This is a genomic window from Acinetobacter sp. B51(2017), assembly GCF_003711395.1.
In the GTDB taxonomy this organism is placed as follows: domain Bacteria; phylum Pseudomonadota; class Gammaproteobacteria; order Pseudomonadales; family Moraxellaceae; genus Acinetobacter.
In genome coordinates this window covers 23,528-36,575 of sequence record NZ_PJRJ01000004.1, presented here as the reverse complement: position 1 = coordinate 36,575, position 13,048 = coordinate 23,528, and the positions used below count along the sequence as shown (strand labels likewise).

Annotated in this window: 9 protein-coding genes and 3 tRNA genes; 3 read left to right on the top strand and 9 right to left on the bottom strand. The window is 40.0% G+C overall.

Translation table 11 applies throughout. The features are described from left to right. Nucleotides 1-34: 34 nt before the first annotated feature. Nucleotides 35-424 carry a hypothetical protein gene (locus tag CYK47_RS03055; RefSeq protein WP_122898812.1) on the bottom strand — a complete coding sequence of 130 codons (390 nt, stop codon included), beginning with the start codon at nt 422-424 and terminating at the stop codon, nt 35-37. 125 nt (nt 425-549) lie between these two features. Between CYK47_RS03055 and CYK47_RS03050 the strand changes: the two genes are divergently transcribed. Beyond that, nucleotides 550-1,683, top strand: coding sequence for a DUF4268 domain-containing protein (locus tag CYK47_RS03050; protein WP_252150241.1), 1,134 nt, complete (start codon nt 550-552; stop codon nt 1,681-1,683). Between the two features lie 41 nt (nt 1,684-1,724). Here CYK47_RS03050 and glyS read toward each other — a convergent pair whose 3' ends face one another. Both glyS and glyQ read right to left on the bottom strand, forming a co-directional pair. Then, the gene (gene glyS / locus CYK47_RS03045) at nt 1,725-3,794 is read right to left on the bottom strand and encodes a glycine--tRNA ligase subunit beta (protein ID WP_122898808.1); all 2,070 of its coding nucleotides are present in this window, start codon (nt 3,792-3,794) and stop codon (nt 1,725-1,727) included. Further along, nucleotides 3,794-4,777, bottom strand: a complete 984-nt coding sequence (glyQ, locus tag CYK47_RS03040) for a glycine--tRNA ligase subunit alpha (RefSeq protein ID WP_122899009.1) — start codon at nt 4,775-4,777, stop codon at nt 3,794-3,796. Before glyQ ends, glyS begins: the two co-directional genes overlap by 1 nt. Nucleotides 4,778-4,976: 199 nt before the next feature. Here glyQ and CYK47_RS03035 point away from each other — a divergent pair, with 199 nt between their 5' ends. After that, a complete protein-coding gene (locus CYK47_RS03035) occupies nt 4,977-6,158 on the top strand; it encodes a hypothetical protein (protein WP_122898806.1) in 1,182 nt (393 codons plus the stop codon). A gap of 54 nt (nt 6,159-6,212) precedes the next feature. Here the strand turns inward: CYK47_RS03035 and CYK47_RS03030 are convergent, their stop codons facing one another. Both CYK47_RS03030 and CYK47_RS03025 read right to left on the bottom strand, forming a co-directional pair. Next, nucleotides 6,213-9,278, bottom strand: a complete 3,066-nt coding sequence (locus tag CYK47_RS03030; protein ID WP_122898804.1) for an autotransporter outer membrane beta-barrel domain-containing protein — start codon at nt 9,276-9,278, stop codon at nt 6,213-6,215. A gap of 329 nt (nt 9,279-9,607) precedes the next feature. After that, nucleotides 9,608-9,847 (bottom strand): PspC domain-containing protein, encoded by a 240-nt coding sequence (locus CYK47_RS03025; protein ID WP_122898802.1) that lies wholly within the window; start codon nt 9,845-9,847, stop codon nt 9,608-9,610. Between the two features lie 248 nt (nt 9,848-10,095). On the opposite strand from CYK47_RS03025, the gene CYK47_RS03020 reads away from it, so the two are divergent. Beyond that, a complete protein-coding gene (locus tag CYK47_RS03020) occupies nt 10,096-10,692 on the top strand; it encodes a hypothetical protein (protein WP_122898801.1) in 597 nt (198 codons plus the stop codon). A gap of 60 nt (nt 10,693-10,752) precedes the next feature. Here CYK47_RS03020 and CYK47_RS03015 read toward each other — a convergent pair. From CYK47_RS03015 to CYK47_RS03000, 4 genes are all read right to left on the bottom strand, one after another. Next, a tRNA-Lys gene (locus CYK47_RS03015) sits at nt 10,753-10,828 on the bottom strand. Nucleotides 10,829-10,861: 33 nt separating this feature from the next. Further along, nucleotides 10,862-10,937: transfer RNA gene (locus CYK47_RS03010), tRNA-Lys, on the bottom strand. Between the two features lie 24 nt (nt 10,938-10,961). Beyond that, nucleotides 10,962-11,037 (bottom strand) — tRNA-Lys (locus tag CYK47_RS03005). Between the two features lie 124 nt (nt 11,038-11,161). Continuing rightward, nucleotides 11,162-13,003 carry a long-chain-acyl-CoA synthetase gene (locus CYK47_RS03000; RefSeq protein ID WP_122898799.1) on the bottom strand — a complete coding sequence of 614 codons (1,842 nt, stop codon included), beginning with the start codon at nt 13,001-13,003 and terminating at the stop codon, nt 11,162-11,164. Nucleotides 13,004-13,048 lie beyond the last annotated feature (45 nt).

Here is a 13,048-nt window from a genome sequence, read left to right as displayed (position 1 = left end):
CCCTAAGCCGAAACTTAGGGATAAAACGACTATTTTATTGGCATTGATTTAATGCATCTTTATGGAAATGGTTTTTGAGCGCCATAAAGTTAGCTTGTTTGTCTTGATCGTAAAGATCAAATTTAGTGGCAGTACTTGTACCATCTTTGGCAAAGACTGCAGAACCACCTGAAATTAAGCTATTGCCCGAGAATGTCCATTGTTCTACGACTTTGCCGCCTTGCATAAAGCCAGTAAATTCAATCACGCAGTTGTTATTGAGTTTGGTAAGTTTAGCTTTATTGTTTTGTGTGTCAGGATAGACTTCGAGGTCGGTCACTTCTTGTAATACGCCTGCTTGTAGCTGTGGAATTTTGGGTGCAGAGGTACATGCAGTAATTGAAAGACAAGTAAGACCTGTAAGTAGTAGCGTTTTAAATTTCATAGCTCGGTTCTTGTTGGTTAATTATTGGGTTGAGTATAGATTTCATATTCCTTGATTGGTAGTCTCATCTAAAGAAAATTTTGAATAAGCATTTTATTAGTGTAGTGAATATGTATAAGATCAATATGGAAAGTAACAAAATACAGCAAGTTGAAAAAACGACTTTTACTGAAATTAAAGTACAAGAGCGTAAACATTTACAAGAATGGATTGCTGATAATCCTAATATCTTTGGTGAGGAGCTATTAATTATTCAAAAAGAATTTGCTGGATTTGATGATACTAATGAACGGCTAGATCTATTGGCTTTAGATAAAAATAAAAACCTTGTCATTATTGAAAATAAATTGGATGACTCAGGGAAAGATGCTGTTTGGCAAGCACTAAAATATGCAGGCTATTGCTCTAATTTAGATACCAAAGATATTGTAAAAGTATTCCAAAATTATCTTGATAAAAACTGTATTAATGAAGTTAAAAATCAAAATAGAAGTGCTGAACAAATTATATCTAAGTTTTTAGATGAAGAAATTAGCGAGATCCAATTAAATGGTGTAGGCACTCAACGTATTATCTTAGTGGCAGCTAATTATAGAAAAGAGGTGACTAATACAATGCTATGGCTTTTAAGCCAATATGGTTTGGATTGTCAGTGTTTTAGAGTCACACCTTATATTCATGAAAAAGATAAATTCTTAACAGTTGATAAAATCTTACCACCTGCTGATAGTCAAGAGTTTATGATCGGGTTAGCAAAAAAAGGCATTGAGGAGAAAATCAGTGAGACTGAGAAAACTCATGCTCAGGTCATAAGAAAAGAATATTGGCAGTATTTGCTTAAAAAATTAAAGAATTCCAATTTAAATATTTTTGATAATGTAAGTGCGACAAATGAGCAGTGGATTAGTGCTGGTTCAGGTTTCTCTGGTATGCCTTATAGCTTTATATTTGGTAAAAAGGAAATTCGAGTAGAAATGACCATATTGCCCTCGGATGAAAAGAAGAATGTGAAAGTATTTAATTATTTACGCAATAAGAATGCTGAGATAGAAAATAAATTTGGTTGTCCTCTTGAATGGCTAGAGTTGATAGGAAAAAAATCTTGCCGTATTCAATACTCTTGTAATACAGACGCCTATGATAAAAATAATTGGGAGAATATTAGTAAGTGGCATATAGATCATATGATCAAATTTAAAGAATCTTTAACGCCTCATTTGAGGAGTGCATATAATCTTATAAAGGTCAATTCAAATTGATAAAAAACCCGCTCTAAAGCGGGTTTTTTAATGCTAAATACTTAGTGCTGTAACACTGAAATATCAGCCACTTTCGTAAACAAGTCACGAAGTTGAGCAAGCATCAATAAACGGTTCGATTTAAGTGCAGCATCATCAGCCATTACCATTACACCGTCAAAGAATGCATCTACAGGCGCACGAAGTGCAGCAAGAGCAGACAACGCAGCAGTGTAGTCTTTGGCAGCAAATAACGGCTCAACCACAGGCGTAATTTTCGCAAGTTCAGCGAACAATGCTTTTTCAGCATCTTCAACCAAGTTGGCTTCAATTACAGAACCTGTCGGTGCAGCTTCTTTCGCAAGAATGTTTGCAACACGCTTATTCGCAGCAGCAAGTGCAGCCGCTTCAGGCAATGTACGGAAGTGATTTACCGCATTTACACGCTTGTCAAAATCAAGAGGAGATTTTGGTGATAACGCTTGAACTGCTTGAATCACATCAACAGCAACGCCTTGGTCTTCGTATTTCGCACGGTAACGACCTTCAAGGAATGCAACTGCATCTGCCAAAGTCTTGTCGTGATCTTTCAATACATCGCCATATGCAGCAAGAGCAAGTTTGATCAGGTCTTCAATCGATACATCAAGCTCGTTTTCAGTTACTAGACGTAAAATACCAATAGCAGAACGACGCAGTGCAAACGGGTCTTTAGAACCTGTCGGTGCTTGACCAATACCGAAAATACCCGTCAAAGTATCTAAACGGTCTGCAAGGGCAATCGTTGTACCTGTTTTAGTTTTTGGTAGAACGTCACCTGCGAATTTAGGTAAGTATTGCTCACCTAAAGACTCAGCAACTTCATCATTTTCGCCTTCAAGACGTGCGTAGTAAGTACCCGCGATGCCTTGAAGTTCTGGGAACTCACCTACAAGCTCAGACGTTAAGTCACATTTTGCAAGCAGGGCAGCTTTTTCAGCGTCGGAAGCGTTAGCGCCTGTAATAGGAGCCAAAGCTACAGCGAGTTTTGCAATACGTTCAGACTTGTTCCAAAGCGTACCTAATTCTGCTTGGAAGACCATGTTTGCAAGTTTCTCTTTACGAGAAGCAAGCGGTTGTTTTTGGTCTTGTAAGAAGAAGAATTCAGCATCCGACAAACGTGGACGAACCACTTTCTCGTTACCTTCAATAATTTGTGTCGGGTCTTTCGACTCAATGTTTGACACAGTAATGAAGTACGGTTGAAGTTTATTGTCGCTGTTCACTAAGCAGAAGTACTTTTGGTTGTCCTGCATTGTGGTAATCAATGCTTCTTGAGGAACCGCAAGGAAGCGTTCTTCGAAGCTCGCACGAAGCGCAACAGGCCATTCAACCAATGCTGTTACTTCATCACGAAGATCCGCAGGCACAATCGCAATCGCATTCACTTCATCAGCCAATGCTTTGACTTGACCGTCGATAATCGCTTGACGCTCTTCAAAAGACGCCACAACGTAAGCTGCTTTAAGCTTGCTTAAGTATTCGTCAGCATGCGTTAAAGTAATTGCTTCAGGTGCATGGAAACGATGACCGAAAGTGACGTTACCTGCTTTGTGATCTTGAATCGTAGCATCAATCACATCGTTGTCTTTAAGCAATACCACCCATTTTACAGGACGTACGAATTCAGTACGGCTTGCTGCTGAACGCATGCGTTTCGCGATTGGAAGGTTGTCTAAAGCTGCTTGTAAAATTTGCGGTAAAAGCACGTCTAGGCTTTGACCTTTGACATCTTTTAAGTAGCAAACTTTTTCAACTTTACCCGCTTGGAACGTTGATACTTGATCAACCGTGATGCCTTGACCACGCATAAAGCCTTCTAAAGCTTTAGTCGGGTTGCCTTCAGCATCAAAGGCTGCTTGTTTAGCAGGGCCGTCAAAACGTTTTTGTGTGTCAGCTTGCGCGCCATCTACATTGACGATTTTAAGTGCAAGACGACGTGGTGCTGCATAGGCTTCGATAGAATCGAATGCAAGACCTGCATCTTTTAAGCCTTTTACAGTTTCAGCTTGCAGTGCATCACGTAATTTTTTTAAGCTTTTTGGTGGAAGTTCTTCACAGCCTAATTCGAACAAAACGGTATGTTTAGACATTATTTGCTCTCCTTAGATTCAACTTTTGCTTCTGCTTCAACTTGTGCTTTTAATTGCGCCAAAACTTCGTCACGAAGTGCAGGTTCAGCCATTGGGAAACCAAGCTTCGCACGCGCTGCCACATAACTGGTTGCAATCGAACGTGCCAAAGTACGTACACGTAAGATATAACGCTGACGTTCAGTCACTGAAATCGCGCCACGCGCATCAAGTAAGTTAAAGCTATGTGATGCTTTAATCACTTGTTCATATGCAGGAAGTGGAAGTTCAGCTTCGATTAAACGCGTTGCTTCAGCTTCATAGAAGTCGAATAGTTCGAACATCTTATCGACTGGCGCATATTCAAAGTTATAGGTCGATTGTTCAACTTCATTTTGATGGAATACATCGCCATAAGTCACAGTACCGAACTGACCTTTGGTCCAAACCAAATCGTACACTGAGTCTACACCTTGCAAGTACATTGCAAGACGTTCAAGACCGTATGTGATTTCGCCTGTTACTGGGTAACACTCAACACCACCAACTTGTTGGAAGTAAGTGAACTGCGTTACTTCCATGCCGTTTAGCCAAACTTCCCAACCTAAGCCCCAAGCGCCAAGTGTTGGAGATTCCCAGTTGTCTTCAACAAAACGAATGTCGTGAACTAAAGGATCAATACCAATTGCTTTTAAAGAATCTAAATAAAGCTGTTGGATGTTGTCTGGGTTTGGCTTAAGTACCACTTGGAATTGGTAGTAGTGTTGCAAACGGTTTGGGTTTTCGCCATAACGACCATCTTTCGGACGACGTGAAGGCTGAACGTAAGCCGCGTTCCATGTTTCAGGCCCTAAAGCACGTAGGAATGTTGCAGTGTGGAATGTCCCTGCGCCCATTTCCATGTCATAAGGTTGTAATACAACGCAGCCTTGCTCGGCCCAGTAGTTTTGTAAGGCAAGAATTAAGCCTTGGAAGGTATCAATATGCGATATGGCGCGACTCATGGTCATCCACTTAAAATTAGAGAAAAATTGCCCTTAAGTATAAGGATTTTGCTAGGGAGTGGCAAAGGTTTCCACTGAAAAGCCGTTGTATCGCTTGAATGGGTAAGTTGCTGTATGAATGAAAAATCAAGATTGGTAATTATCTAATGTTATGTTATAACATTTCAAAATTATACAAGAAACCAATTTTGAGGGAAATATGCAACATTTACATCTGTTGGGGTGCATGGTTATAGCTGGTTTATTAACAGCGTGTGGGGGCGGAAGCTCTTCACAACAACAAGTAAAAGATGAGCTACAGCCGCAGCCAGATTTAAGCTTAGGGCACTTGGCAATCGTGAGTCAGGACAATGAGCGTGTCGCATTGTCGCTCTATGATTTAAGCCAAAATAAAACCGTATTCAATACCCCATTAAAACAATTACCACTCGCCACTTATAGCAGCCCAAGCTACGGTTATGCCGTACTTATGGATCGAGTGGCAGGCGAGGTAAGCTTTGTTGCTGCAGGTTCGCAGCCCAAAATTTTAGATTACCGTTTATATGGTGCAGCGCCAACGCATTACCGTCAAATCAATGGACAAGCGGCAGTGTTTTATGATGGCAACGACACTCAAAGTTCTAAATTTGATGTCTTTACTGACCAAGATGTTGCTCAAGGTTTAGTGGCTTCACAGCGGTTACCCTATAAGCATCATGGTGTAGCAGAACCACGCGGCAATATGGTTTTAAGTAGTTATTTAGCTGAAACTGAAACCCAAGTCAGCACAGTGAAAAGCTATGCGCAACATGGCGATCATTACCATGAAGAACAAACCATGACGCATGCCTGTTCAGGTTTACATGGTGCGGCATCTAATCAAAACTTTATTGGCTTTGGCTGCCAAGATGGGGTGCTGTTAGTCGAGCAACAAGGGCAACGCTTTATTGATACTAAAATTGCGACGCCAGCACGCATCGGAACCTTACTTGGGCATGAAAAAGTCAGTGATTTAGTGGCATTAGCCTCCACACAACAAGAGCTGTTTATTGTTGATCCAGTTAACCAACAGGCGGATATAGTGGCGTGGAATGATCAAAATTTAAAACGCTTAAAGCCAAGTTTTAGCACGAGCGGCAAGTACTTTGTGATTTTGGATGATCAAGGTGGGCTATCTATTTTAGACAGCAGCACATGGCAAGTGCTGCACTATTTACCGCTTTTAAATCAAGAAACGACGTTATCTCAAGCACAATTGGCCATGCATGGTACGCAGGATCATGTTTTTATTAATGATGCCAATACCAAGCAAATTCTGCAGATTGATTTAAACACAGCACAAATTGTGCAGCGCATTCAGCTTGATGTAGTGCCACAGCAAATCGCATGGTTAAAAAACTAAAACTTATACAAATAAAAAATGCTGCATCAAGCAGCATTTTTTATGGGCAAAGGCTTAGAAACGACCCTTCATGCCTAAATTGACTTGGGTACGACTACTGTCACCATTGACGTCTGCCAAATGGCGTACATCGCTATAGACATAGTACAAATTGGCCAGTTGAGCTTGAATACCTAAACCTGCTTCAATTGAACTTTCTTCATAACTTTCAGTTAAGCGAATTTCGCTTCCATCCGTTAATGACACTAAACTAAGCTTATGATCAGGCGCAAATTCATGGCGATAGTTCAGTAAACCATACACGCTCACTGGGCGTTGTTTATAGTTAAAGCCATGATTCACTTGTGCACCTACACGCGCTAATACACTGCTGGTACTATCTGCAATCACTTGAGAATACGCATCTTGGGTATCGCGATAAGTGGTGTAGATATACGACAACTGCGCTTGTGGCTCAATTTTGGTTTGTTCGCTTAAGTTAAAGGCACGACCTAACTCCAGTGACGTCGCAGTTTGCCATGCTTCCCAAGTGAAATCAGGTTCTTCTTGTACTTCAATTGAGTTTTCGATGTAATTCATCTGAGTAACTAAATCTAAATACATGTTGTTATTAAAGGTCGCCGTGTAGTAAGCACCAAAACCAAAACTATCGGTGTCAATAGAACTATTTTGATGACCCAAACCTAAGCTTAAACGCTCATTGTCATAGGTTTTGGCATTGGCATGTACAAGATGATTCATTAAACCAAAGCGATGTTTACTGTTGGCTTTATCAATCGCTAAATACTCACCACCTAATTGATAACCCATGCTGTATTGATCATAGTCAAACTGCTTGTTACCGTTTTTATCAACGCTGTTACCCAGTAAACGACCCCATGTGGTTTTGTAGTTCGCATCTGGCTCATATGGGCTACCAATACGCTGATACAAAGTACCAATGGTGGTTAAACCAGTTTCAATATTTGAAGATAAGGTTGAAATATAATTACCAATCCCAGCACGATAAGTACTATATAAATACCAATCGCCATCATTTGGATTGGCAGGGCTATTTTGTAGCAAGTTATATTCAAAAGCATTGACTTTAATTGGGCCATTGGCTAGCACAAATTGGGCATTAGATTCGCCATCGACATCAATCACTTTAATGCCTTGTTGCGTATAAGCACCTTGTCCACCTACATTTTCCACATGAACCAAAGCAGTGCCCTGCGTATTGCCTTGAATGGCCAATACGTCGCTTTTACTGTTGTCATCACCTAATACGGTTTGAATCAGGATATTAGAATTGGCTTGACCAATATAATCATCCATTAAGGTTAAACGACCAAAATCACGGCCATTTGGATCAATAAATGAACCGGCTTGACCTGTAACTAAACCACCGACAAAACCTTGACCACTTAAAGTTGCGCCATCTAATACATTTAAAGCTTGGTTATTGAGGAGACCATCAACACGTAGAGTACCTTGAGCTACATGGGTGATACCTGCAAAGTCTTTACTTTGACCAGTAATGTGCTGAGTACCTGTACCAACTTTGTTATAACCGCCTTGACCAGTAAATTGACCTGCGAAAGTGGTATCGTTGCCTGTACCTGCAGTGAGTACTGTATTACCTGTATATACAGTTCCCGCAGTACTACTTAAATCTTGAATTTGTGTTAGGTTGGCAGTGACTTTACTCACATCAAACACAGCATCTTTATGGGTCAAATGTACGCCTGAACTATGTTGTAGATCACCGCCTTGAGCTAAGGCTAAGGTTGCATTTTCGATAATGGTCTTACCGTTATAGGTGTTTTTCCCTTCAAAAATGACCGTACCATTTTGATTGCTGCGATCGACAATATGGAAATCACCCGCTTGAGTCACACCTTCGGTGTTACTAAACACACCTTTAAAGCGGCTGGTAGTACCGTTAGCATCAATCTTACCGCCCAATTCATTCATGGTGAAATCACTGGCATAGAAGCGTGATTCATTGCCATGATCCATTTTTAAAGTACCACCTTCAAAAATAGGGCGTACGTTTAGCCCTAAATCTGGAATATAAGTGCTTGAACCATTTAGCTTCGTGCTTTGATAGTAGCTTTGCGCTAAATCAATATTGGTCCATGCTTCTACTGGCGGGTTAACTGGTGGATTTACAGGAGGTTGTGTATTTGGGAAACCAAAGATATATGCATAATCAATCACGGCATATTCTTGTGCTTTTAAATCACCAACATAAAAACCCATACCGATAGCAAAGTCGCCAATTTCCTCATTATCTTTGCCCTCTAAATATAAGTCAGGATTAGTAGACCATGGGTTTAGAACAGAAGTAGTATGATGATAATCAGAGTTTGAATAAATTCCTAAAATATTATTGGTTTCAGGTCCAACTGCATAGACCCAATTGTTCGCATCATAGCCTGGTTTGCTGTCATCCCCACGAATATTTTGCGTAACATAATAGCTTTGCCCTGGGGTAGAAGGTGGAGTTAAACCATCTGGATCGGGGTCAATAGCTGTTGCAAATTTAACGTCTGTTAAATCTTGTTGAGCAGTAATTTTGGTTTCAATAGCAATACCATGCAGGCTATTATCGACACTATATTCATGATCAATGGTGTAATATACCGTATCACCTAGTTTGTATTCACCGCTCCAAGATGCACTTTGTTGGCCTTTACTATCATCAATAACCTTCTTATCTAAGACAGAGGTTGTGGTGAAATCATTGCGCCAATATGGACCATTGGCAGTATCATTTTGATTACGTTGAATACCTGTTTCATTGGTCGAAACAGAAAACATTTGCCAGGGAGTACCTGGCGTTAAGTAGTCTTTAGAGCTACTAAATGAACCAGTTTCATTAGGATCATACAGCATACCTAAATCATTTTTATGTCCTGACCCAATAGTGCCATTTTCTGCAATAGAAATTTTAACTACATCATTTTGCAAAATAGCATTGGCATGCGAAAAACTAACACTTCCAATAAGTAATGTAATTGCTGCTACACAACTGGTCATTAATTTTTGACTTTTGCTGTGTCCCCGTGCATGTTCTGATGCAACAATGTACTCCCCAGTTGCTTTGTTAAAGACATTTTTAAATACCCGATTCATTGTTATTATCTCGTAAGAAGATTTGCGACATAATTAACATTTTTTGATTTTTTTGTAAATGAAGAGCACAATGCTTTAAACTAAAATACATATAAATCAATCACATAAAAAAGAATCAATTACTTTAAGTTTTAAGAGGGGATTGCAAGAATAAAATGTTTTTATGTATTTGTTATATATAATAATTTTAAATAATTTTTATTTTCTTTATAAAATAAAATAAATGATAAAAAGCCTACAAACTACAATTATAGGCTTTTATATTATAGATAAAAACTTTAAAGACAATATCCAACAAAGCACGACATAAAGTAGTGCCTGGCTTGCTATTATTTTTTACTGTCGTAGACAGTGCGCAGGTGGGTATGGGGTATTGCCTGTTGTTTAGGCATCACCAACCATAAAACCAAATAGACTAAAATACCAGGAAAGGCAGCACTCATAACTGATACTAAGACAAAGATAATACGCAATAAATTCGCATTCCAACCAAAACGTTCAGCAATACCACCCATAACACCTGCAATCATGTTTGAGCGTTGTGAGCGATATAAACCAACATTGGCCATTGAGTTCTCCTAAAAATATCAGCGACTTAAATCATCTCATTATAAGATGGGGTTAATTAAATTTTCTTTAAAGCCTGCTAGGTGAAAAAAATAGTTAATTTATGTAAACAGTCATTCTCGTTGAGGACAATAGTTGCATAAAATAAATGGCATTAAGCTATGAATCACATAACATATAAATTATTGCCAATAACATCACTAAGATTGGGTACAGGAAGATTGAACTTAATCGTATAAGGAAAATTTAAGTGCGATTAAAACAGTCAACTATAACAGCAGGGCTAAGTATTTTAGTATCAGCCCTCATTGCCTGTGATAGTCAATACGCGAGTCATCATCCTATTGTGGATGAAGCTTTACGTGAAAAAATAGCTCAACAAGTCGAAGGGCAAAAGCTGCGGCAAATTGCCAGTGAAGTCGTACTACCTGGGCACAATCGTGTGAGTAATGCTAAAGTACCTGAACAAGCTCGTCCTTATGTCGGGCGCTATAAGGTGGTGATGCGCTGTGATGACCCTTTTATTTTCTGTAAAGAGGGTACAGCAGACTTTATGATTAGCTTATTAGAAGATGGCACCGCACACCGTACTATTATCTATTTAGGCAGTATTCAATCTGCATCTGAAGATCAATATCGTCAAGACACTTGGTCTTATAACTCACAGACTCATCAAATTACTTTACATCGTGCAAGTGGAGTAGAGTTTTTTTATAATATTGACCATGAAGGTAATATTGTTATGGACTTAGATAAGATTGCCAATGCCAGCCAAGTGAATCGTGATTATTTTGCCAAAACCAAGCGTTTCCCAACTCAGGCATATAAATTGTTGAAGATTGAGTAAAACCAACAGGCAAAAAAAAATCCAACATTACTTTATGTAATATTGAATATTTGGATTGAATGGTGGGTCGTCCGCGACTCGAACGCGGGACCAATAGATTAAAAGTCTACTGCTCTACCAACTGAGCTAACGACCCATTCAAAATGTAATACATCAATCTTTGATAAGATGGTGGGTCGTCCGCGACTCGAACGCGGGACCAATAGATTAAAAGTCTACTGCTCTACCAACTGAGCTAACGACCCATCTCAAAGATTTATCAAAATAAGTGGTGGGTCGTCCGCGACTCGAACGCGGGACCAATAGATTAAAAGTCTACTGCTCTACCAACTGAGCTAACGACCCATCTCGTTTTGATGGGTCGTATTGTAGCAAGATTTCAGGGGAGCGCAAGGGAAAAATCACAAAGTTTTGCATGGTTGCTTATAAATGCAACAAATTGCGATTTTTATGTCAAAAAACAACCGATTTAGAAGCGGTATTTGTAAGCTTGGATATTGTGATAGATTTCTGCCGTTAAATCACAATAGCTTTTTTGACCTGGCAATAACACTAAAATTCGCTCATCGGTTTCGTGAATATTAAAACCTTGAGTCTTTAATTTGTTTTTAAGGTACTTAAAGGTACCGGTGGTTTCGACTTGCTCTTGTACACGTACAAACAGTGGCACCGCATAAGCAGGCAGCTCATTTTTAAAATGAGTCAACATAGCGCTTAAATCTTGCTCAGTGAGTGTGGCATCTTCGGCTAAAGTGATGGCCACCATGCCGGCACGACCATTGGTATGCGGTACTTCTACCCCATAAACTACGGCATTGGCGATTTTAGGATAGTCACTGACAATGTTTTCGACTTGGGTGGTCGAGACGTTTTCACCTTTCCAGCGGAAAGTGTCGCCTAAACGGTCGATAAATTGCGCATGACGGAAACCAATGTCACGCACTAAATCACCGGTATTAAAGAAGGCATCGCCTTGCTTAAACACATTTTGCATAATTACAGCTTGGTTTTTGCTACTATCGGTATAGCCATCAAACGGTGAGCGACGGGTGATTTTTCCAATCAGTAGCCCTGTTTCACCTTTTTTGACCCGTTTACAGTAGCCATGTTCATCCAAAATTGGTTCATTTTTGTCTTTATCAAACTCAATCACAGCATAAGGAGTAGGTGAGAAGCCAACCGTGTTGTCAAAGTTAAAGACATTACTAAAACCGACGTTGCCTTCACTTGAACCATACAGTTCTAAGACTTCTTCTACGCCAAAACGGGCTTTAAATTTGTCCCAAATATTAGGACGCATACCGTTACCAATCATTTTTTTCACACGATGATCGTGATCAAGCTCAGATTCAGGTGCATCCATTAAATAACGGCACAGCTCACCGACGTAACCAATGGCAGAAGCATCAAATTTTTTTACATCTTGCCAGAAAGAAGAAGTTGAGTATTTACGACGGATGGCAAGTGCACCACTGCTGGCAATCACGCCACACCAACACACCACGATGCCTGTCGCGTGATACAGCGGCAGCGTCACATACATGACGTCATCTTTATTTAAGGCTAATACGTGGCCATAGGTGCCATAAGCCAGCGTCCAACGGCTATTGCTAAACACCACGGCTTTCGGTAGGCCTGTGGTGCCTGAAGTATAAATATAGAATAAGCCATCTTTACCCTGTACTTTGCCTGTAGTTGGTGGGTTAAAGCGGGCAAAGTTATCCACCAATTGAGCAAGGTTTAAATAACCTGTTGGGGCAGTGCCATGTTGTAAAGTCGTCGGTTGATCAGCAAACCAATGGAAACGATCTTCATTAATTTCTAGCGCTTGACGAATTTCATCTACTGCGCCACGACATTCTTCGCCCACAATGAGTGCAATCGGTTTGACTAAATTAATGCTGTGAATTAAAACTTTACCTGTTTGTGAGGTATTCACTAAAGCAGCAGTGACCCCAAGCTTGGCAAGACCTAAAACAGTGGCAATCAGCTCAGGGCGATTTTCCAGCATCACTGCAATGACGTCGCCTTTACGCGCACCCAATGACAAATAATAATGGGCAATTTGGTTGGCCCATGCATTGAGTTGGTTATAGGTAAATTTTTGCTCTTCGAAGAGTAAAGCATAGCCATGTGGGTTACGTTTCACTGCTTTTTCAAAGGCCAGACCAAGTCCAGCAGGCGTATTAAACGTCCGCAAATAAGCTTGTTTGAGACCACTAATTAAGTGTGGCACTTTGCGCATAAATTTCGGTAATTTTGCTGCAACTTCAGCAATACCAATAAGATCGCTCTGTGATGTTTGGCTCATAAGAATCCTATTTATTCGTCATCTAATCTGCTGGATGATTGGGGT